At 57.5% G+C, this 22,636-nt stretch carries 16 protein-coding genes; 9 read left to right on the top strand and 7 right to left on the bottom strand.

What is annotated here, in order from left to right; translation table 11 throughout:
* Positions 1–207 precede the first annotated feature (207 nt).
* From AC2FH8_RS19250 to AC2FH8_RS19235, 4 genes are all read left to right on the top strand, one after another.
* The gene (locus tag AC2FH8_RS19250) at positions 208–1,089 is read left to right on the top strand and encodes a LysR family transcriptional regulator (protein ID WP_142640095.1); all 882 of its coding nucleotides are present in this window, start codon (positions 208–210) and stop codon (positions 1,087–1,089) included.
* An 85-nt stretch (positions 1,090–1,174) separates the two neighbouring features.
* Entirely contained in the window at positions 1,175–2,878 is a 1,704-nt protein-coding gene (locus tag AC2FH8_RS19245; protein ID WP_496690494.1) for an NAD(P)H-dependent oxidoreductase subunit E, read from the top strand.
* A 13-nt stretch (positions 2,879–2,891) separates the two neighbouring features.
* Positions 2,892–5,675, top strand: a complete 2,784-nt coding sequence (fdhF, locus tag AC2FH8_RS19240) for a formate dehydrogenase subunit alpha (protein ID WP_496690493.1) — start codon at positions 2,892–2,894, stop codon at positions 5,673–5,675.
* Positions 5,676–5,986: 311 nt separating this feature from the next.
* The gene (locus tag AC2FH8_RS19235; RefSeq protein WP_496690492.1) at positions 5,987–6,919 is read left to right on the top strand and encodes a LytTR family DNA-binding domain-containing protein; all 933 of its coding nucleotides are present in this window, start codon (positions 5,987–5,989) and stop codon (positions 6,917–6,919) included.
* 457 nt (positions 6,920–7,376) lie between these two features.
* Here AC2FH8_RS19235 and AC2FH8_RS19230 read toward each other — a convergent pair whose 3' ends face one another.
* The 3 genes from AC2FH8_RS19230 to AC2FH8_RS19220 form a co-directional block, all read right to left on the bottom strand.
* A complete protein-coding gene (locus tag AC2FH8_RS19230; RefSeq protein ID WP_496690491.1) occupies positions 7,377–11,450 on the bottom strand; it encodes a translocation/assembly module TamB domain-containing protein in 4,074 nt (1,357 codons plus the stop codon).
* Positions 11,447–13,252: an autotransporter assembly complex protein TamA gene (locus AC2FH8_RS19225; protein ID WP_496690490.1), complete on the bottom strand. Its 1,806-nt coding sequence runs from the start codon at positions 13,250–13,252 to the stop codon at positions 11,447–11,449. Before AC2FH8_RS19225 ends, AC2FH8_RS19230 begins: the two co-directional genes overlap by 4 nt.
* A 156-nt stretch (positions 13,253–13,408) precedes the next feature.
* Entirely contained in the window at positions 13,409–14,632 is a 1,224-nt protein-coding gene (locus AC2FH8_RS19220) for a urate hydroxylase PuuD (protein WP_281973832.1), read from the bottom strand.
* A gap of 96 nt (positions 14,633–14,728) precedes the next feature.
* Between AC2FH8_RS19220 and AC2FH8_RS19215 the strand changes: the two genes are divergently transcribed.
* Positions 14,729–15,649, top strand: a complete 921-nt coding sequence (locus AC2FH8_RS19215) for a LysR family transcriptional regulator (protein ID WP_281973831.1) — start codon at positions 14,729–14,731, stop codon at positions 15,647–15,649.
* Between the two features lie 141 nt (positions 15,650–15,790).
* On the opposite strand, the gene uraH is transcribed toward AC2FH8_RS19215, so the two are convergent.
* Positions 15,791–16,147 carry a hydroxyisourate hydrolase gene (uraH, locus tag AC2FH8_RS19210; protein ID WP_142640109.1) on the bottom strand — a complete coding sequence of 119 codons (357 nt, stop codon included), beginning with the start codon at positions 16,145–16,147 and terminating at the stop codon, positions 15,791–15,793.
* 209 nt (positions 16,148–16,356) lie between these two features.
* Here uraH and puuE point away from each other — a divergent pair, with 209 nt between their 5' ends.
* The 3 genes from puuE to AC2FH8_RS19195 all read left to right on the top strand — a co-directional run bounded on the left by puuE (position 16,357) and on the right by AC2FH8_RS19195 (position 19,745).
* A complete protein-coding gene (gene puuE, locus AC2FH8_RS19205; RefSeq protein ID WP_496690489.1) occupies positions 16,357–17,775 on the top strand; it encodes an allantoinase PuuE in 1,419 nt (472 codons plus the stop codon).
* The gene (locus AC2FH8_RS19200) at positions 17,772–18,254 is read left to right on the top strand and encodes an ureidoglycolate lyase (protein WP_496690488.1); all 483 of its coding nucleotides are present in this window, start codon (positions 17,772–17,774) and stop codon (positions 18,252–18,254) included. Before puuE ends, AC2FH8_RS19200 begins: the two co-directional genes overlap by 4 nt.
* 63 nt (positions 18,255–18,317) lie before the next feature.
* The gene (locus AC2FH8_RS19195) at positions 18,318–19,745 is read left to right on the top strand and encodes a nucleobase:cation symporter-2 family protein (protein ID WP_142640116.1); all 1,428 of its coding nucleotides are present in this window, start codon (positions 18,318–18,320) and stop codon (positions 19,743–19,745) included.
* A 40-nt stretch (positions 19,746–19,785) separates the two neighbouring features.
* On the opposite strand, the gene AC2FH8_RS19190 is transcribed toward AC2FH8_RS19195, so the two are convergent.
* From AC2FH8_RS19190 to AC2FH8_RS19180, 3 genes are all read right to left on the bottom strand, one after another.
* Positions 19,786–20,772 (bottom strand): type I glyceraldehyde-3-phosphate dehydrogenase, encoded by a 987-nt coding sequence (locus AC2FH8_RS19190; RefSeq protein WP_496690487.1) that lies wholly within the window; start codon positions 20,770–20,772, stop codon positions 19,786–19,788.
* 54 nt (positions 20,773–20,826) lie between these two features.
* A complete protein-coding gene (locus AC2FH8_RS19185) occupies positions 20,827–21,147 on the bottom strand; it encodes a hypothetical protein (RefSeq protein WP_142640120.1) in 321 nt (106 codons plus the stop codon).
* 81 nt (positions 21,148–21,228) lie between these two features.
* On the bottom strand, positions 21,229–22,062 hold the full coding sequence (locus tag AC2FH8_RS19180; protein WP_496690486.1) for a bifunctional allantoicase/(S)-ureidoglycine aminohydrolase: 834 nt from the start codon (positions 22,060–22,062) through the stop codon (positions 21,229–21,231).
* Between the two features lie 174 nt (positions 22,063–22,236).
* On the opposite strand from AC2FH8_RS19180, the gene AC2FH8_RS19175 reads away from it, so the two are divergent.
* Positions 22,237–22,593, top strand: coding sequence for a hypothetical protein (locus tag AC2FH8_RS19175; RefSeq protein WP_496690485.1), 357 nt, complete (start codon positions 22,237–22,239; stop codon positions 22,591–22,593).
* The last annotated feature ends 43 nt before the right edge of the window (positions 22,594–22,636 follow it).

Below are 22,636 nucleotides of genomic sequence, written 5' to 3'. Positions count from 1 at the left end.
ACAGGTGCCCGAAGGTCTTCCTCTCAGCAATCGCCATCGCAGCTCTCGTCATCTATTGGCTATGAGTCCTGACCCTAAGGCCCAAACTTGGCATTACCAATGGTAATAAGGATCGGTTCGAGGAGGGGCCGGGTTTAACTCCTGCTTTCCGTATCCCAAGGAATTCCGCTAGTGTCGGCACCGACCTGATATGAGTGATGCCGCCACATGATCGAAATCCGCGACCTGCAACTGCTCAGCGCTTTGGCGCGGCACCGGCATTTTGCAAAGGCAGCCGAGGAATGCGGGATTTCCCAGCCTGCGTTTTCTATGCGTATTCGCAACCTAGAGGATCGGTTGGGCGTGTCCATCGTCCGCCGCGCCAACCGGTTTCAGGGCCTGACCGAAGAGGGCGAGATGATCGTCCAGCGGGCGCGGCGCATTCTGGACGACACCAAGGCCTTGGAACAGCAGGTGCAGGCGGCAAAGGGGGAAATCACGGGGACTCTGATACTGGGCGTGATCCCGACTGCAATCGCCTTTACGGGCCGGTTGATCAAGCGTCTACAGCAGGCGCATCCGCGCATCATCACTCGGATCGAAACGATGTCGGCTACGGCCATTCAACATCGGCTGGACGAAGGCAGTCTGGATGCGGGCATCACATATGGCGACAGTATCGGCACCGATTTGCGGCAGGTACAGTCGCTGTATGAAGAAACCTATGTCCTGTTGATCCCGTCTCATATGACAGACGAAACGGGGCCAATTCCCTGGGCGCGGGTCGCCGAATTTCCGGTCAGCCTGCTTGAACCGCAGATGCAGAACCGCCGCATATTAGACCGGATTTTCGCAGAACAGGGCCTGCATCCTCATGTGGTCGCGGAAACCAGCGGGTTCACTGCCTCAATGGTCATGGCGCGTGAGGGATTGGCGGCCACCGTGGTGCCACGCGTGTTAGTACGGGCGTTGGGGGATCTGAAGGGAACAAAGGTTCTGCCTTTGGTCGATCCGGTGGTCAGCAAACCTATCTGTCTGGCGACCCTGACACGCGATCCGGAACTGCCAACGGTTGGAGCGTTGCGCGCGGTGGTGACGTCTTTGCGGTGATAAGGTGTCGTTATCGTGCGATTGAAATATGCGATTTGACGATATGCTAGTCTGATGAGACACGGGGCCTGAATCGGAGGGCATCATGGCACCATTAGATACCAAGCCATCAGGCGCGCCAAAGGGCGTCTGGAAGTCAGGTAAAGGCAAGGGGCGGCACACACCCAAAGGCCGTCAGTTCACGGATGAGGCACAGGCCGAGATCACGCGCCTGCTGGGCGATCGTCCCCGCCGTCGCGACCTTTTGATCGAATTTCTGCATCTAATTCAGGACGAACACGGCCATATCAGCGCCGATCATATTGCCGCGCTTGCAGTCGAGATGCGGATTGGTCAGGCCGAGATCTATGAGACCGCCACGTTCTATGCCCATTTCGATGTGGTGAAAGAGGATGAAGCCCCACCGCCCGCGCTGACCATCCGCGTCTGCGATTCCCTGTCCTGCGAAATGGCCGGTGCCCAGCAGTTGCAAAAGGCGTTGGAAGACGGTCTTGATCCTTCCAACGTCCGTGTCTTGCGTGCGCCTTGCATGGGTCGTTGCGATACTGCGCCTGTGCTGGAGATCGGGCATAACCATATCGACCATGCCACCCCTGAAAAGGTGCAGGCGGCGATTGCTACGGATGATACCCACGCCCATTTGCCCGCCTATGAAACCTTTGCGGCATATGAAGCAAACGGCGGCTATGCCAAGCTGAAAGAGCTGCGCGAGAGCGGTGATTGGGAGAAAGTACAGGAAGACATCCTGTCCTCGGGCTTGCGCGGTCTGGGTGGTGCTGGCTTCCCGTCCGGCAAGAAATGGGGCTTCGTTCGCATGAACGAAGGCACCCGCTATCTGGCCGTGAATGGCGATGAAGGCGAGCCTGGCACGTTCAAAGATCGCTATTACCTTGAACGCACGCCGCATGTCTTCCTTGAAGGCATGCTGATAGCCGCATGGGCGGTCGAGGCCGAGACCTGCTTTATCTATATGCGCGATGAATATCCGGCGGTGCTGGAAATTCTACGCCGCGAGATTGCCGAGCTGGAACAAGCTGGCCTGGTTGAAAAGGGATATATCGATCTGCGCCGGGGCGCCGGTGCCTATATATGCGGCGAAGAATCCGCGATGATCGAGTCGATCGAAGGCAAGAAAGGCTTGCCGCGTCACCGGCCTCCGTTTGTGGCGCAGGTTGGGGTCTTTAACCGTCCGACCTTGGTGCACAATGTCGAGACGCTCTATTGGGTGTCGAAAATCTGCCGCGAGGGGCCGGAATGCCTCAACAGCACGGAAAAGAATGGGCGCACGGGTCTGCGCAGCTATTCGGTCTCGGGCCGGGTGGCGCAGCCGGGCGTCTATCTACTGCCCGCAGGGTCGACCATTGTGGATGTGATTGAGGCCGCTGGCGGCATGGCCGAGGGTCAGACTTTCAAGGCGTATCAGCCGGGTGGGCCGTCTTCGGGTCTGCTGCCTGCGTCGATGGATGATATCCCTCTGGACTTCGACACCTTGCAACCACACGGGACGTTTATCGGTTCCGCTGCTGTGGTGGTTCTGTCCGATCAGGATACGGCCCGCGATGCTGCGCTGAACATGTTGCGCTTCTTCGAGGATGAAAGCTGTGGCCAGTGCACGCCCTGCCGGGCGGGCTGTGAAAAGGCGGTCAAGCTGATGCAGGCTGACAAGTGGGATCAGGATCTGCTGGAAGATCTGTGCCAGGTCATGGGCGATGCCTCGATCTGCGGTCTGGGGCAGGCGGCCCCGAACCCGATCCGTCTGGTCATGAAACACTTCGCTGACGAAATCTGAGGGAGACAGAGCCATGCTTGATGCAAGCCCAACCAAGACCGTCACCTTCAACCTGAACGGCGATGATGTCACCGTGCCCGAGGGCTGGACCATCTGGGAAGCCGCCAAGGGGCAGGGGTTCACCATTCCGCACCTGTGTCATAAGCCGCAGCCGGGTTACAAACCCGACGGCAACTGCCGCGCCTGCATGGTCGAGGTGGAAGGCGAGCGCACTCTTGTCGCTTCGTGCATTCGCCCTGCGGCGGACGGCATGGTGGTGAAAACCGACAGCGACCGTGCCGAGAAATCGCGCGCAATGGTCATGGAATTGCTGGTCGCCGATCAGCCCGAGGTGGCCCACGACAAATCCAGCCATTTCTGGGACATGGCCGAACTGAACGATGTCAGCGACAGCCGGTTCCCGGCCAAAGAGGTCGAGAAAATCCCGTTGCTGGATGACAGCCATATCGCGATGCGGGTTAATCTGGATGCTTGCATCAACTGCAACCTCTGCGTCCGGGCCTGCCGGGATGTGCAGGTCAATGATGTGATCGGGATGGCCGGGCGCGGTCACACCGCGCAGGTGGTGTTCGATCAGAACGACCCGATGGGCGATTCAACCTGTGTGGCCTGCGGCGAATGCGTTCAGGCCTGTCCGACCGGTGCTCTGATGCCAGCCACGGTGCTGGACGATCAGCAGGTTGGAGACAGCAAGGACTATGATTCCGAGACCGAAAGTGTCTGCCCGTTCTGCGGCGTGGGCTGTAAGGTCTCGCTCAAGGTCAAAGACGGCAAGGTGAAATATGTCGAGGGGATCAACGGCCCCGCCAATGAAGGCCGCCTGTGTGTTAAAGGCCGGTTTGGGTTCGACTATATCCACCATCCCCACCGCCTGACCAAGCCGCTGATTCGGCGCGAGGATGCGCCCGCCAAGGGGCTGAATGTCGATCCTTCGAACCTGTCGACCCATTTCCGCGAAGCGACCTGGGAAGAGGCGATGGACCTGGCGTCCTCCAGACTGAAGGCGCTGCGCGACCAGGACCCACACAATGTCGCGGGCTTTGGCTCGGCCAAATGCACCAACGAAGAAGCATATCTGTTCCAGAAGTTCATTCGTCAGGGATTTGGGCACAACAATGTCGACCACTGCACGCGTCTGTGCCACGCCTCATCGGTGGCGGCGCTGATTGAAAACGTCGGTTCGGGTGCTGTGACCGCAACCTTTAACGAGATCGAAAACGCGGATGTGGCCATCATCATCGGGGCCAACCCGATTGAGAACCACCCCGTTGCGGCGACCTACTTCAAGCAGTTCACCAAACGCGGCGGCAAGCTGATCGTGATGGACCCGCGCGGCGTTGGCATGCGCAAGTTCGCCGATGAGATGCTCCAATTCCGCCCCGGTGCCGATGTTTCGATGCTGAACGCGATCATGAACGTGATCGTCGAAGAAGAGCTGTATGACAGCCAGTATATCCACCGCTGGACCGAGAACTGGGAGGCCGAGAAGGAACACCTGCGCGCCTTCACCCCCGAAGCGATGGCGCCGATCTGCGGTATCGATCCTGATCAGCTGCGCCGCGTGGCGCGCATCTTTGCACAGGCCAAGGCCGGGCTTATTTTCTGGGGTATGGGTGTCAGTCAGCATATCCACGGCACCGACAATTCGCGCTGCCTGATCTCGCTGGCGTTGATGACCGGCAACGTTGGTAAACCCGGCGCGGGCCTGCACCCGCTGCGCGGTCAGAACAATGTGCAGGGCGCGTCGGACGCGGGCCTGATCCCGATGTTCCTGCCCGATTACAAAACGGTGACCGATGACAACATCCGGGCACAGTTCACCTCGGTCTGGGGGTCTGAGGATTTCTCGAACGAAAAAGGCTTGACCGTCACTGAAATCATCGATCAAGCATATGCGGGCAATATCAAGGGCATGTATATTCAGGGTGAAAACCCAGCCATGTCCGACCCCGATGTAGGCCACGCGCGGGACGCACTGGCCAAGCTAGAGTTGATGATCGTGCAGGACATCTTCCTGACCGAAACGGCGAACTACGCCGATATCATCCTGCCTGCCTCGGCGCTGTATGAAAAGAACGGCACCGTGTCGAACACCAACCGTCAGGTACAACGAGTGCGCCCAGCTGTGGCGCCTCCGGGTGAGGCGCGCGAGGATTGGAAAATCACCGTCGAACTTGCGCAGCGCATTGGCCTGAACTGGTCTTATTCGGATGTGTCCGAAGTGTTTGCCGAGATGAAACTGACGATGGAGTCTCTCGACAATATCACCTGGGAGCGGCTGGAGACCGAAACAATCACCTACCCGTCGCTGTCTGAGACCGATCCGGGCCAAGCGATTGTGTTTGGTGATGGCTTCCCTCGTGCCGATGGGCGGGCCAAGTTCACTCCTGCCAGCGTGATCCAGCCGGATGAAGCGCCGGATGAGGAATATCCGATGATCGCCACCACGGGTCGTCAGCTTGAACACTGGCACACAGGGTCAATGACCCGCCGGGCCACGGTGCTGGATGCGGTTGAACCAGAGGCCAACTGTTCGATGAACCCACGTCAGCTGAAGCTGATGGGAATCGAACCGGGCGAGACCATTCGCCTGACCACCCGTCGCGGCTCGATCGAGATCATGGTGCGTGCCGACCGGGCGATTGCAGAGGACATGGTGTTCATCCCCTTTGCCTATGTTGAGGCGGCAGCGAATATCCTGACCAACTCGGCCATCGACCCTTATGGTAAAATCCCTGAGTTCAAATTCTCGGCCATTCGCGTTGAAAAGATCGAAGGCGTAATCGCGGCTGAGTAAGAGTGTCGGAGTAGAGTTTTTGAGGGCGGCCTAGCGAGGCCGCCCTTTTAGGTTTCCGCGACGTCAACGGGGAAATAGGCATTTCCCACTCAGCTTTGCGCCATTTGCGCCATATTTCTCTGGTTTCAGCAATTTTAAACCTAAGAAAACGCCACCAAGCGCCCATTTTGCGGTCGTGAGGTTAGGTCTTGATTGGGTTTGGAAACGAAATTGGGGAACCGATTGCGCAGGGCCCGAACCTGTGGGCAGTCGGGCCTAGGCGCCGAAGCCGAAATAGATGGTAGTAGTGCGATCAGAGCAACAAGGGCTGAATGAAACCGCAAGACGTGTATAACGATTTGAAACAGGCTGAGCTTTCGTTTGTCGTATTGCCGGGTATGTCGGTTGATGCGATCCTGAGCGAAGTCCTTAGTTTTTTCCTGTCCAGAAACTTCCTCATGTTTCTGCCCGCTTTGATGCTGTTGCTCCTTGGTGCGACGCCGTCATTGTTTGCTGAACCGCTAAACGGGCTGGGGCGATCGATCTATTGGATGTTCGGATTGCTGGGGTATATGGGTTCGGTGGTTCTGATGTTGCTTTTTGAGGCAGTCTGCAGCCGATATCTGGGCATCAAACGGTTTTTCACCCCGCTGACATGTTTTCCCGTTGCGTATGGGGCGATGAAGTTTGCCCAATTCGCAACGACAATGGTTTTCAGTACGTTTCTGTCTTTCAGCTTTGAAAACTCGCCGCTTTTGCTGCCTCAGTACTTTCTCGTCGTTGGAATTGAAGTGATCGTAATCGTTTGGGTTTTTCCACCTTATCTGGCCCGCCTGCGAGCCGGCGATCCGCAACCCGAGGACGAGCCGGATAGCAGAGTAGAATCCCGTGTTCCTGTGGCCAATGGTTTAGTGTCCGCCAATGGGCAAAATTTTTTGGCCAAGGATATCTTGTTCGTTCAGGCTCAGCAGCACTATGTCACCCTGCGTGTAGATGAAAAAGAAGTGCTGGTGCGTTCAACGTTCAAAGGCATCCTATCGCAAATGCCAGAATGCTATGGCCTACAGGTGCATCGGTCCTTTTGGGTTGCTAATCGGTGTGTGGATATTGCTAAAAGCCTGAATGAAGTCGGATATCTGGTTCTGGGCTGCGGCAAAAAGATCGCGATCGCCCGTAGCCGGCACGGCGCCGTGCGTGATTGGCTGTCCGAGATGGCGTCAGCGGAAAGCCCGGCAACAGTTAAAGCTTCACAACAACAAAGCTGACATCGTTCGGCGGAAACATCCGGCTTATCGGTTCGTTTAGATAATCCACCTTCCCATCGCTGCTGGGTACAGAATACGCAGTGGATGGGAAGGTGGGCAGTTCAATATTTTTAGTAATGAAAAGATTTGAATTTTGATCTTTTGCTTTCCCCGATTTTGAGTTTTTCCCCCTCTATAATCAGGTCGTACTGGTCAACAAGTCACTCGATAAAGACGCCGCAAAACCAGGCGCTGCCTTCTTTTCCTGCATAGGCACGGACCTGGCAATGAAATTGGTACGAAACGTCAAAAATTCGAAACGAACGGCAATGAAAATTCGTGTCGCACGAAATGAATAGAGCGACTTGTGCATTCGCTGTCATGTTAAGAAATTGATAGTAAAGGGGTTAATGAAATTCCCTGCCTTCCTGTGATTTGGCCCGAAACTGTTGTCACAGATGCAGAGTTTCGCGCAGGATTAGTAGTCGCGCTCGAAAAAGACACCCAATCCCGTTTCCCCCCGCCCGTCAACGGTTCCGCGCATTGTGATATTATCGGTGACGTCCAGATTGAGGTTCACTTCGGTATTTCCTTCGGTGTTCACGTTGAAGTCGGTATAGAGATTGTCACCCAGATACGCCCCGGCGCCCAAAATTCCGCCGCTTGACGTTGCTCCGATATCGACTGTGTCGACACCGGTCGACTCCCTCAGACCCTTGGTTGCATCCCCTCCTGCACCGCTGAGCTGCGCCAGCGATGCCGCCATCTGGGCAATGACAAAGGGCGACAGCTCAGAGAAACGATTGCCAAACAACAGCATGGCCAGCGCCTCTTCTGCTGGCCGTTCCGGATCCGAGAACACGTTGACCTCGGGGGCGTCCAGCGGCCCGGCGATTTCGATTGTAGCGGTCCCGTCCGAGGTGCTGTTTGAGGATTCAAATTCGATATAGGGTGTCAAGTCGCCTTGTAGGGTCACGATCCCTTTTGTCAGGGCCAGCCTGCGGCCCAGAATGTCGAAATTGCCTCGGATTAGAGCGATCTGGCCCGAAGGAATGATCGAGGTTGTTGTTCCGCCTATGTACAGCTGTCCGCCGAGTTCGGCATTCACGCCTCGACCTCGGACAAACACGGCCTTGGGGGCGAGCAGAGCGATGTCCAGCGCAATACGGGAATCGCTTTGGGTGGCATCGTCCTGTTTTACCAAACGGGCACGTTCCCGAGTCCGATAGCTGGCCGCGTTTTCGTTGATATGTTCGATCTCTGGTATGGGTGCAGCGCCGACCGCACCCGAGGCGGCGGCGAGATTAATATTGGTTTCCTCGAATGTAATTTGCCCGACTATTGTGCTGTTGCCGGCCAAAGCTCCGGTCATTGCGATTTGCCCGTTCAGGATCGTCTCGTACAAAAGCTGATCCGTCAGCACGAGACGATTGAGCGTGGTCGTAATTTGCGCATTGAACGGAGGCGTCAGGTCAATCGGGCCCGCGACGGTGAAATTACCCCCGGCGCGGGTTCCACCATTTAGGGAGATGTTGGCGCGGTTGTTGGCCAACTCGACCGCGCCACTGATGCCGGTAATGGTCTGACCGGCTCCCGGTATCGCCAACGAGGTTCCAGAGGTCGTGATCGACCCGCTGAGCGCCTCAAGCGAGGGTTGGCCATTCAAGCTAAGGTCGTACCGCGCAGTCCCGTCGATTTGGTTGGGGGTGATGAACAGGTTTGCGATACCGATATTAACCCCGCCTTGCGCCTGCAGATCGGCGTTTCCTGTGGTTTCATCGAAGGTGCCCGAGATTTTGCCGGTGATCTGTGCCGGGCCCTGCGCCGAAGAGTTGATAGTCCAGACGCCTGCCTTGCGCTTTGCGGTCCCATTAGCGGTGATTGTACCAGGAAAATCTGGGGCGAAACGCTCGACCTTGTTTAGCTCGGCGTCAAAGTCCAAGTCTGCCGATCCGTCAGAGCCGACCGACCCCGTCAGCGACGCGTATGAACTGTCCGGCCCACGCAAGCTGACTCTTCCTTCAAGGCCCGAAGCTGTTGGCGCGGCGTTGCCTTCCAGCGTCAGTGGTCCTGACAACGTCTTGGAAATCCGCGCCAGATCGTCCAGCTTTACCGAATAGCTCAGCCCTCCGGTCTCTTTGCTGACCTGACCCGAAGCGTCTGCGGTCAAGGCGGTGCCCCGCAGTTTGAAGTTTTGGACATTCAGACCCTGATCACTGTTCTCGGCATCGACACGCAGCGTCGTTCGACCTTCGATCAGTTTGTCGACGAGACTGATGCCAATCTGGACGTCCTGCGCATCGACATCGCCGGCTATGTCGAAGGTTTGGCTGGACAAAGCTCCGTTGCCATTGATATCCGCGGTAACCGACCCGGCAAGATCCCGGCCCGCGAGATCCGAAAATAGCGAAAGATCAGGGACAGTCACCTGTGCCTGACCATCAAGAACTAGATTGCCGGTTGGGTCATTGATCGACGCGCTTACTTGTGCTGTCAGGGCCCGTCCGTTGATGGTGGCTTTGCGTATGTCGATAAGGTCTCCCGTTTTCGCACCATCCCAGGTGATCACGGTTTTGCCTGCAAGCAGAGGATCGACTTCGGACATACCTGTCTGCAGATCCTGCGTCGTAATGCTGGCCGTGCCATCAAACTCTTGCGTCTGCAGGGTGCCTTTGCCGTCCATTTGCGCGCTGAGCGACCCGCCAAGCTGCCGCTGGGCCAGCCCGGAAAAGACCGAGAGGTCGGGCGCGTTGAAGCTGGCCTGACCGTCGATTGTCAGATTGCCATCAGGCGTGGTCACTTCGCCACTGGCCTGTGCCTGCGCGGCCTGACCGTTCAGTTTGAACTCGCGTATGGATATTCCATCCGCCCCACGACGAGCATCCAGAGCGATGGTGGTCTGGCCGGTGATTACGGGGTCGATATCGTCGCGACCGGTCGATAGGTTGTTGCCCTGAACAACCACTTTGCCATCAAAGCTGCCCTCAAGCGGAGAGCCCTTGCCCTGAACCTCTGCCGACGCCGACCCTGCCAGTTCCAACTGGGCAAGGCCAGAGAACCGGGACAGGTCGGTAGCGTCCAGCGTAGCCTTGCCATCAACAGCCAATCCGCTGGTCAATCCACTGATCAGCGTGTCCAGCGCCAGAGTGTAATCCGACCCGACCAGTTCGAAACCGGACAATGTCAGCGACTGGTCATCACCATACTCAAACTGCCCGTCCAGCGTGATGCGATCTCCGACGGCTGTATTCAGGTTCGGATCGGTCAGATCAATGCCCGTGACGCTGGCTTGCAGATCGCCGTTCACAGTAAATCCAAGGGTCTGATCGAGCACGCCTTGCGCGATAATTTGCATGCTCTCAAGTTCGGCTTGGGGGGATTTGAACTTATCTGCTGTCAGGCTAAGATCCCAGAGATTGCCGTTTTTCTGATCAAACAAGGTCGAGATATGCGCGGACTTGATCGTTTTGTCACCACCGCCAACCGGAAGCGTGACCGCCTGTCCCTGCGGCGGGGTAATGCGTCCCTGCAAGGCGGCAAACTGCAATGTGCCACCTTCGGCAAGGGCCAACTTCCCTTCAAGGTTCAGGGCCTGCGTTGCAAGCTGAAGATCGGACAGGTCCAGCGCCCCTTCGGGCAGGGTCTGGCCCTGCACGAACAGCCGCGAGTCCGTCCCGAAAAACGGGTCGATTGCAGGGCCGACGAAGGGTGTCAGGTCTCCGTTCAGATCGGCGGTAAATGCTATGCCTTCCGCAGTGTCGTCAGGGGCCGAACCAAGCCGAACCTGCCCGGCCAGACGCTGCTGCCCGTCACTGCTCAGCCCGATATCGGCGGTGAAATCCGTCAGCGGTCCGGCACCTTTTGCCGTCAGCTCGATCGTTGGGCTGTCGGGAATGTTCAAAGCGGTCGAAATAAGCCCGCCGGATGCCTCGGCCACGTTCAGGTCCAGATTGATCTCGCTTGTCGAGTTGTCGAACCCGGCGGTCAGTGTGATCTCATCTCCGGCACGATCCAGCCGCACCACGTCGAGATTGGTGTCCAGCGTTCCATCAGCAAGCGACAGATTGCCGGTGACGGATAAGTCGGCGGCTACCCCAATCAGCGGCTGCCCCAGCGACAGCTGATCCACGCGGATTTCGCCGATTTCAACTGCGACAGGCAGCTCGGGCAGCTGGAATGTCTGGGTTTCCGCAGAAGGAGGAGGGGTATCTTTGGTTGTGGCGCCCGGCGCACGGGCTACGTCGATCTCTTGCGCTGTCAGCGCATTGACCGAGAACCGCCCACGTATCAGGGCCAGTCTGTTCCAATCCAGTTCGGCATCTTTGATGGTCAGCCAGACGCCCTCATCATCCGATACGGTGATCTCTGCGATTGTGGCCCGTGCGCTCAGCGCGCCTTGCAAGCCTTTGACGGTCACGTTCTGATCATCACCGGACAGGGTATCCTGCAGAAACTGCTCCAGCATACTGCCGCCTTCGTCCTGCGCCAGAACGGGGTACGGCACCCACAGCAGAACAGCAGCCAAAACTGGATATGAGAAACGATGTGTCAAAATGCCTGACCAATTCCGATGTAAAACTGCAGACCATCTCCGGTGTCGCCCTGAACGGGAAGGGCCAAATCAAGACGCAGGGGGCCAAAGCCGCCAAGGTCGTATCTGATCCCAAGCCCGGCGCCGGAATGGCTCTCTGCAGCGCTGCTGACAAAAGAGGACGTGTCGACAACACCATAATCATAAAACCCGACCAGCGATATTGTCTCGGTGATTTTGCCGCGAACTTCGCCAGATAGACCGAGGAAAGACTTGCCGCCAGCAACCTCATTGCCAACAGGGATGCCGAGGCTCTCATAGGGCTGACCGCGCACAGTGCCCGCACCGCCCGAAAAGAACAGGAAATCGGGTGTGACCCCGTCCAAGGCGGGTCCTACAATCGACCCAATCTGGACCCGTCCGGCCAGCACGAGACGACCTTGCGTCCGCAGACTGGTATAGGCACGCGCGTCCGCAAACATCCTGAGGCCTGTTTCTGTGTCGGACAGGCCGACAAATGGCATCACACGGGCATCCAGGTAATAGCCATTGGCGGCGCTGACCTTGCTGTCCCTTTCATCCCATTCGGAGCGGAACGGCAGGATGAAATAGCGGAACTTACGCCCGTCGCCATAGGCGTCATCTGCATCCGACCACTGAAACCCGGCGGATGCCTCGGCGTATAGGCGGTCTGAAAATGTGCGTCTTGCACCATAGGCCAGAGACGTCACCGTCACGTTGTAATTGTCGGTGTTGCGACGTTCCAGAAGGGCGCTCCAGAACGTACTGTCATCGGGGCCCAGCCGGTCGGGCTGATCCAGCCGCAGCCCGATGCGCCCGTCCAGATCCTCGGCCCCGCCAATATTGCGCAACGATGCCTCAAACCGCAGCCGCTGGGCGCGGCGGAACACGTTGCGATGCGTCCAGGTCGTCGACAGCTCCATCCCATCGCGCGAGGCCACTTCCAAACCGAAGGTCAGGCGGCGTTTGGGCATGTCTTCAAGATAGACATCGAAATCCAGGGAGCCATCAGGGTTGGGAGTGTCGTGCTCTTCGATCGAGACAATATTAAACGTGCCGGTGCGGCGAAGCCGGGTTCCGACCTTTTGCACCTGCTGGGGGGAATACACCTCTCCGGTTGGGAAGCCGGCGATTTGTTCGACGGACCTGTGGCGAACATCGCTGTCGCCTTTGATGTACATTTTTCCAAAGCTCAGACGCGGTCCCGGAGCGAGGTCAATGCGGGAATCCAGCTTTGCCTGGGCGTGGCGGGCAATGACTTTCTGGCCGCTGACCTCGGCCTTGGCATGACCAGCGTCACGCCATCCCTGCACGCCTGCTGACGCGGCTTGCTGAATGGCGCCGGTGGTGGCCAGTTTGCCCGACGCATAGTCTTCGGGAAGAACCGTTTCGGTCGCGATCGGCCGGACCACCGCCTGGCCAAATGTGAAGGTTGGGCCGGTTTTAACAGCAATCACGATTTTGTTGATCTGATTGGGCACGTTGAGTGAACTGAGTTCCGCCGCCTCTTTCCCGTCCAGTTTAATGCTGACGACGGGACTGAAATAGCCTTCGTCATAAAGGATCTGTACAATGGTGGTATAGTCCGACAGGGCCGCTGACAAAAGTTCAAGCGGCGTGTCCAGCCCGCGGGATTCTGCGGTTGTCACCGATGCGGTATCTTCGATCCGTTCAACCAGCGCTTTCGGAGCGCCCGGTGCCGTGAGGACGGTTTCCAATGCGGCCAGCGATGTGGGCAATGTGGCGACGACTATTCCGAACAGACAATTTCTCACAAAGCTGCATTGTCTTATTCGCTGCATCTATTGGCTCCAGCTGCCCCAACTAGAAATTAATTTCGGCGCCTTTTCGGATGTGGCGGCCCCTTAAGGATAGTTAGAACATCTGTAATCGTGTAGGGGAAGCGTTTATCGTTTGGCCAAGAAAATTAACGGAACAAGTGATGGCTCAGTGCCAGTTCAAAGGCCAGCATTGCGGAACCAGCGAATGATCGCCGCGCGATCTTCCGGTTCCATATAGGTGACATTTGCGGGTGGCATGGCGTGACTGACACCGGCCTGCAGGTAAATCTGTTTCGCATTGCGGGCGATGTCACCTTGGGTTTCCAGAAGAATGCCCTTTGGCGCCCACAGGATGCCGTCCCAAACCGGTTCGCGCGCATGGCACATGGAACAGCGCCCCAGAACGACATCATGTGCCTGTTCGAACCCGTCTGCTTCAGCGTATTTCTGTTCAAATGCGGTGAGCGGCTGTGCCTCGGCCTCCTCCAGAGGTTTGTACATAGGCGCGGTGGACAGCCACATGATGGCGATGAATAGCAGAGCGGTCACCAGCCACGTCCAGGTCGGATCACCGGCGCGGGCGTGGCGTGTATTGAAGTAGTGACGGATTGTGACACCCATCAGAAATACCAGCGCCGCAATGATCCAGTTGTATTGGGTGGCAAAGGCCAGCGGGTAGTGGTTCGAAAGCATCAGGAAAACCACAGGCAAGGTCAGATAGTTGTTATGAGTCGAACGCAACTTGGCGATCTTGCCGTATTTCGGGTCCGGGGTGCGGCCATTCTTAAGGTCGTCTACGACGATGCGCTGGTTCGGCATGATGATGAAGAATACATTCGCTGTCATGATCGTGGCGGTGAATGCGCCCAGATGCAGCATCATCGCGCGCCCGGTGAATATCTGGTTGTACCCCCAGCCCATCACCACCAGCAGGACAAACAGCAGCACCATCAGTAATGTTGGGCGCTCACCCAGACCGGATTTGCACAGGAAGTCGTAGATAAGCCAGCCCATAGTCAACGAGGCAGCCGAGATCAGAATGCCCTGCCACAGCGCCAGATCGGCCTTTTGGGCATCAATCAGATAAAGCTCTCCACCAACCCAGTAGACGATCATCAACAGCGCAGCTCCGCTAAGCCAGGTGGCATAGCTTTCCCATTTGAACCAGGTCAGATGATCCGGCATCCGCTCGGGTGCGACGAGGTATTTCTGAATATGGTAAAAGCCGCCGCCATGTACCTGCCATTCTTCCCCGTCGGCGGGGCCGGGGATATCCCGATTCAGGCCAAGGTCCAGAGCGATGAAGTAAAAGGATGATCCGATCCAGGCGATAGCAGTGATTACGTGCAGCCAGCGCACAGCAAATGCCATCCAATCCCAGAACACGGCGAATTCAAACATGAGAGTTCTCTCCAGTAGGTTATAGTCACCCTAGGCAAACTGGCTTTTCTTCGGTATTCCCGTATATTGTCAAACTGTATCAAAAAAAACGATAAGATGTCCTATCTCGACAATATTCGCACCTTCGTTCGTGTCTATGATCTGGGCAGCATGTCTGCTGCCGGGAGGGATTTGCGTGTTTCACCGGCGGTGACTTCGGCGCGAATATCGCAGCTTGAGGATCATTTGGGCGTGCGTCTGTTTCAGCGGACTACACGTAACCTCAGCCCGACCGAGCAGGGACGTGCGTTTTACCCCGGAGCGGTTGCGGTCCTGGATGCCGTAGATGAAGCCGAGGCGCAGGTTGTTCACCTGACCGAAGCCCCCCGCGGGTCACTGTTCGTAGCCGCGCCTTTGGGCGTCGGGCGCAGGTTATTAGCCCCACATGTGCCGGATTTTCTCTCGGAATACCCCGAAATTGATGTGCGATTGCGCCTGACCGACAGGTCAGTGGACCTGACGACCGAAGGATTGGATCTGGCCTTTTTCATTGGTCAGCCCGAGGACAGCACCCTGCGTATTCGCAAGATCGCGGATTGCGCGCGGGTTCTGTGTGCCGCACCGGACTATGTAAAACGCAGGGGGATGCCGCAAAACGGAGCCGATCTTGTGTCCGACAAGCACGAGTGTCTTAACCTGCGGTATCCCGGCGCCGCAGAGTTTCAGTGGATGCTGGAAACTCCAGACGGGCCAAGACGTTATGCCGTGTCGGGCCGGTTTGAATGCGATGACGGAGATGTTTTGACCGATTGGGCGTTGTCAGGGCAGGGGATCGCGATGAAACCTGTGTTTGAGGCAGCGGAACATCTCAAGGCAGGACGTCTGGTGGTGGTTGCAAAGGAGACACCTCCTGTCTCTGTTCAGATGGCGTGTCTCTATACCCATCGACGTCACCAGGATCCCAAGGCGCGTTTGTTCATGGATTTCATGATCGCGCGAATTGGCAAGGTTGTGCAAAACTCGGACATCAACGGTTAGCAAAGGCTCCCGGCCGCGCGTAAATTTTCTCGAAGGGCTGTAACCGTCACTATCCGCGCCGCGCCCAACGGGTGCGGCGTCCGGCTCAACAGGAGGAGGCCCGGCAGGGGCGATCGACGGGCGGAAGGTTCGCCCGGTCAGTTAGCTGCCGCGATACGTGGAGTAGCTGTATGGCGATAGCAAGAGCGGCACATGATAGTGGGCGTCTGCTTCAGACATACCAAACCTGATTGGAATCTCATCCAGGAACAGCGGTTCGTCATCCGCCTGGCCAGAGGCGCGCAGATAGTCACCCGCGCTGAAAACAAGTTCATATTCCCCGGTTTCAAAGTTTGCTTGCGGTAGTATTGGGCTGTCTGTTCGCCCGTCTGCATTGGTCAGCATCTCAGCCAGTTTGTGGCGTCCGTCCTGGGTAATCGCGTACAGAGCAATTTTCAGCCCCTCTGCGGGACAGCCTTTGGCGGTGTCCAGAACATGGGTTGTCAGGTATCCTGCCACGCGTTTCTCCTCATATTCCGATCACCGCAACGAGTGGCTGTTGAAAACCGCAAACTGCAATCGAGTATTGTTTGACGCAGTCTGGGGCGAAACCCGAGACTTTGGGAATGCCGAAAGAAAAGGAAACAGCGTTCGGATTGATTTGATAATACTGCTTCCAATTCTGCGGTAAAGCGTAGGTAGTGTAACACAACTGAGACGGAACATTCATGCAGCCCCCTCGCTATCCCCGTGACATGATCGGATACGGAGCCAACCCGCCAAACGCCCAGTGGCCTGGCGGAGCAAATCTGGCCGTTCAGATTGTGCTGAACTACGAAGAGGGTGGCGAGAACTGCGTGCTTCACGGTGATGCCTCGTCCGAGGCCTTTCTGTCCGAGATTGTCGGCGCAGCGCAATGGCCAGACCAGCGTCATTGGAACATGGAATCGATCTATGAATACGGATCGCGGGCAGGGTTCTGGCGTCTGCACCGCTTGATGCAGGACTTGCCCATAACCGTTTACGGTGTCGCGTCGGCGCTGGCACGGTCGCCCGATCAGGTTGCCGCCATGAAAGACGCAGGTTGGGAGATCGCAAGTCACGGCCTGAAATGGGTCGAACACAAGGATATGTCTGAGGCGGAAGAGCGCGCTCAAATAGAAGAGGCCATCCGCCTGCATACCGAGGTCGTGGGGGAACGTCCCTATGGTTGGTATACCGGCCGGTGTTCCGAGAACACCGTGCGTCTGGTGGCCGAAGAGGGCGGCTTTGCCTATGTGGCGGACACCTATGCGGATGATCTGCCCTATTGGATGCAGGCCTCTGGCCGGGACCAGTTGATCGTACCATATACTCTCGATTGTAACGATATGCGCTTTGCAACGCCGCAAGGTTTCAATTCAGGCGATCAGTTCTATTCCTATCTCAAAGACAGTTTCGACGCGCTTTATTCCGAGGGTGAAGCCGGTGCGCCCAAGATGTTGTCGATCGGTCTGCATTGCCGCCTTATCGGTCGTCCAGGTCGGGTCATGGCGCTGAAACGGTTTCTGGATTATGCGCGTGGGCACTCGGATGTCTGGTTCGCGACCCGTCTGCAGATCGCCCAGCATTGGGCAGCGCAGCACCCGCCTGTATCAGGTCCAAAGCCGTCAGAAATGGCGCGGGACGCTTTCGTAGCCGCTTATGGCGGGATCTTCGAACATTCGGCGTGGATTGCAGAGCGCGCCCATGGGCTGGAACTCGGCGCGGCTCACGATACTGCCGGCGGGTTGCACAACGCACTGACGCGCATGTTCCGTTCGGCCTCGGATGAGGAGCGGTTGGGCGTGCTGACCGCGCACCCGGATCTGGCAGGCAAGCTGGCACAGGCCAAGCGACTGACGCAGGAAAGCACGGCGGAACAATCCTCGGCGGGGCTGGATGCGTTGACGGATGCCGAACGCGATGCCTTCACCGATCTGAATAGGCGCTATACCGACAAGTTCGGATTTCCCTTCATTATTGCTGTGCGTGATCATGACAAAGCCTCTATCCAGCAGGCGTTTCAGCGGCGGATAGATCAGGACCGGGAAACCGAATTCGCCGAGGCCTGCCGACAGGTCGAGCGTATTGCCGAATTCCGCCTGAGGGATGTGCTGCCTTCATGAAACAGATCCGGACTGTTCCTTTAACGCCTGACGCTTTTGCCCCGTTCGGAGATGTGATCGAGGCATCGGGCGACCCGGACAAGATCATCAACCAGGGCCAGTGCGGGCGTTTTCATGACCGGGCGGCCCTTGATTTCGCGGGCGGCCGCGCCGGGATCAGCCTGTTCAACGCCAACCCCCGAACCCTGCCGTACCAGTTGGATATGGTTGAACGGCATCCTGATGGCAGTCAGGCCTTTGTTCCCATGACCCATCAACCCTTTCTGGTCGTTGTAGCACCAGATGTTGACGGGCAACCGGGCGAGCCGTGTGCCTTTGTCACCCGGCCCGGTCAGGCGGTGAATTATCATCGTGGGACGTGGCACGGCGTTTTGACACCATTGCATGGCCCTGGATTGTTCGCCGTTGTTGATCGGATCGGCGATGGGCCCAACCTGGAAGAATACTGGTTCGATACCCCTTATCAGGTGGTGTCGTAGCCAAATGAAGCCGCAGCATAAGCGGTAAGACCCCCGTGAATCTGACAGAGAGGACAGTAACTCATGGCTGACACTTCAATAGGGACACCCGAACAGCTTCGGGATCCAAATTATACCCCGGCGCTGCACAAGGCAGTTCCGCTGGGCATTCAACATGTTCTGGCGATGTTCGTTTCGAACGTGACGCCTGCGATCATCGTTGCAGGGGCCGCCGGGTTCGGGTTCGGTTCGAACTCCCCCGATTTTCCCGAACTGCTGTACCTGATCCAGATGTCGATGCTGTTTGCCGGCGTCGCGACCTTGCTGCAAACGGTGACGATTGGCCCGGTAGGAGCGGCTTTGCCTATTGTTCAGGGCACCAGCTTTGCGTTTCTGCCGATCATGATCCCACTGGTTGCTGGCAAAGGCGTCGATGGTCTGGCCGCATTATTTGGAGGTGTCATTATCGGTGGGGTGTTCCATGCCCTGCTGGGCACGGTGATTGGCAAGATCCGTTTTGCCTTGCCACCTCTGGTCACAGGCCTTGTGGTTACAATGATTGGTCTGGCGTTGGTCAAGGTCGGCATTCAATACGCCGCCGGAGGGGTTCCGGCCATTGGAACGCCTGAATACGGCTCGGCGCTGAACTGGTCGGCTGCTTTGGTCGTGGTTGTGGTAACGCTGGGGCTGAAGTTCTTTACCCGCGGAATGCTTTCGGTTTCTGCCGTTCTGATTGGTCTTGCGGTTGGGTATGTCTATGCCCTGATGGTTGGCATGATCACGTTTGAGGCAATCGGAACAAGCTGGAGCCGCGCTGCAACTTTCGCCCTGCCTGTGCCCTTTAAGTATGGGTTCGAGTTCTCATTCGCCGCCATAATCGGGTTCTGTCTGATGGCCTTTGTTTCGGCAGTTGAGACGGTGGGGGATGTGTCGGGTGTGACCAAAGGCGGAGCCGGGCGCGAAGCCACGGACAAGGAAATCACCGGTGCAACCTATGCTGACGGCTTCGGCTCGGCCCTGGCGGGCGTGTTCGGCGGCTTACCCAACACGTCGTTCAGCCAGAATGTCGGGCTGATCGCGATGACCGGCGTCATGAGCCGAAATGTCGTCACCATCGGCGCCTTGTTTCTAATCCTGTGCGGCCTGGTGCCCAAGGTTGGCGCGATCATCCGCACCGTTCCGATCGAAGTACTGGGCGGTGGCGTCATCGTCATGTTCGGGATGGTTGTCGCCGCGGGTGTTTCGATGTTGTCCGATGTGGATTGGAATCGGCGCAACATGGTGATCTTTGCCATCGCGCTGTCAATCGGGTTCGGCCTCCAGCTCGAGCCGGGTGCGGTGCAACACTTGCCCGATACTCTGGGCATCCTGATGAAAAGCGGGCTGCTGCCTGCGGCTCTGATCGCCATCGTGCTGAATCTGATCCTGCCGGATGAGTTGGCCGATGAGGCAACCGAAGAAGTTTCGGGCGGCATGTCGGGGCACGGGTCGGGCAGCCTTCCCGGCAAGTAACCAAATGAAAATCGGCGGATCGCGTTAGGTCGCGGTCCGCCTATGTGTCGGCCATCATACGAGCGACATCCAGCATGCGGGCTGAAAACCCCCATTCATTGTCATACCAGCCAAAAACACGAACCTGAGTTTCGCCGATCTGCCGGGTTTCTGGCCCTGCGATGATCAGAGATTCCGGCCGCGTCCGTAAATCGGACGACACCAGCGGCTCATCCGTCCAACCCAGAACGGGAGACTCTGCAACGGCTGCGCGTAGGGCGGCTTCAAAATCGCAGGCGCTCAGGCCGCGCTTCAGCGTCACAATCAGATCAACCGCGGAAACGCTTGCCGTAGGCACCCTGACCGCCGCGCCCGAGATGCGCCCGGCCAGATGGGGCAGGACTTCGTCTATCAAGTGCATAGCGCTGGTGGTGGTCGGGACCATCGACAGCGCTCCGGCGCGTGACCGTGCCAGATCACCACGCGGAGCGTCGATCATCGGCTGGCTGTTGGTGTAGCAGTGGATGGTGGTCATATGGCCCGACGCAACACCAGCGATCCCGTCCAGAACCTTGACCAGCGGAGCCAGCCCGTTGGTGGTGCAAGAGGCATTTGACACGATCCGCGCATTGCCCAGATGATCCTCATTTGCGCCCAGAACGATTGTGGCCTCGGTCGCGGGCGAGGGGCCGGAAATCAGTACTTTCCTTGCCCCTGCGGTCAGGCCTTGACTGGCAACATCCGATGTCCGGGCAACGCCGGTGCAGTCCATCAGGACATCTACACCGGACAGATCAACCCGGCTTAGGTTGGGGCTGTGTGTAATAGGAATAGCGTGCACATCGACAACCAGTTGCGCACTTCCCTGTTCCACTTTGCCCGGATAGGGCCCAAAAGTGCTGTCGTACTTGAACAGATAGGCGCAGGTCTCTAGCGGTGCGATGTCGTTGATCAGCACCAGTTCGATGTCGTGACCGGGCGGCATGGCCAGAAGCTGCCGCAAAATCGTGCGGCCGATGCGGCCGAATCCGTTAATTGCGAGTTTCATGCGCAAGCTATGGCAGGGGCTTGAATTAACCTCAATGCCAGTTTCCTGTCCGGGTCAGTTACAGCTGACCTGTGAAAAGAACTGGCCCGAGATGTTCTGGTACATGCTGGCCACAATCGGCTTGCACCCGGTTGCCTGCTGAATCGCCGCGATGGCCTGAATAGTGCGCAGCCGGGGCGGGGGGCCGAATGGGTTGAGATTGTTGTTATCACGTGTGGCACGGTATACGACCGGAGCTTCCGAAACCTGGGTAATGGCCCAGGTGCGGCTCATGACGTTGACGGTATTCGTCTCTTTGGCGGTTGCAGGGGTCACATCAAGGGCCGTCAGGCCGATTGCAGCCGCCAGTGCCAGCGTTACATTGCGCAGTGCCATCGTACAATCTCCTGAACTAAAACCGTTTGTTATTCCACCAGATTACCGCGCTTGCCGAGTTCCGCCAAGGCCGAATTTATCCTAGCGCCCGCCTGGTGAAAGAGGCATCTGACGGTTCACATCTTTGTACAGCAGATACCGGAACCGCCCGGGACCGCCCGCATAGCACGCCTGAGGGCAAAAGGCGCGCAGCCACATAAAGTCTCCGGCTTCGACCTCGACCCAGTCCTGATTCAGACGGTAAACGGCTTTGCCTTCCAGCACATACAGCCCGTGTTCCATGACGTGGGTTTCGGCAAATGGGATCACGCCGCCGGGTTCAAAAGTCACGATGTTGACATGCATATCGTGGCGCAGGTCTTGCGGATCCGCGAAACGTGTTGTGGCCCAGCGACCCTCGGTGCCCGGCATTTCGATCGGGGCGACCTCTTGTTCATTGGTGATGATCGGGTCCGGCTTGGGCAGGCCGGGCACTGCCTCATAAGCCTTTCGAACCCAATGAAACCGCGCTGGCTGCTCCGTATGGTTGCGCAACGCCCATTTGGAACCAGCGGGGATATAGGCATATCCACCAGTTTCCAAAACGTGAACACTTCCCTCAAGCGTCAATGTGACCGCCCCTTCGACAACGAACAAGACCGCCTGCGCTGCGGGGTCCGTTTCGGGCGTATCGCTACCGCCACCGGGTTGGACCTCCATTATGTATTGCGAAAAGGTTTCGGCGAACCCGCTAAGGGGGCGTGCCAGAACCCACAGGCGGGTGTCTTCCCAGAAGGGCAGATAGCTGGTGACGATGTCGCGCATCGTACCCTTGGGTATAACGGCATAGGCCTCGGTGAACATGGCGCGATCAGTTAACAGGGTGTCCTGTCCGGGGTGTCCGCCATGGGGCGCATAATAAGTCGGGTGTGCCATCAAATGCCTCTGGTTCGTGTTTCGTGCACTATGCGAGGGACGCTCGGCATGGCCTAGCGTCAGAGTTGCAATAGGTTTCTTCGGGATAATTTGAAGGTTGCAGACTAGGGCTTGGCCCTGTGCCTTCGCGGGTATATCCTTGAATGTAAATTGGTTGCAGAATTGCGAGGCGGTATGAGAATTTGGGGATCACTATTAGTTGCAGGTGTTCTGGTACTGAGCATTGGTGTTGCCGGCAGCGCGAAACCGCTGTCTCGCATCATCGCAGAGTCGGGGTTGAGCCCGGATGATTTCACATTGCTGAGTGCAACCACAGACACCATGCTGGGCAGTGGTTTGCCGCAGGTTGGTGCCGAAAGTGAATGGATCAGCACCGAGACCGGGGCCAAGGGCACCGTCCGTGTGCGCGAGGTCCGCGATAATTGCGTGCATCTGCAGCATTTTATCCGACCTCCGAGTGCCGAGCAGACCCGTGAGATCAGATCCCGCAGGTGCCAGGATGCCAATGGTAACTGGATTTTCACACCCTAATTGGGTTGCTACACCCGCGCGCGACGCAGGTTATTGACGGCTA

This window comes from Ruegeria sp. CDSC025 (genome assembly GCF_059610805.1).
Note: the sequence above shows the minus strand (reverse complement) of the source record. Positions and strands in the feature narration are given on the sequence as shown.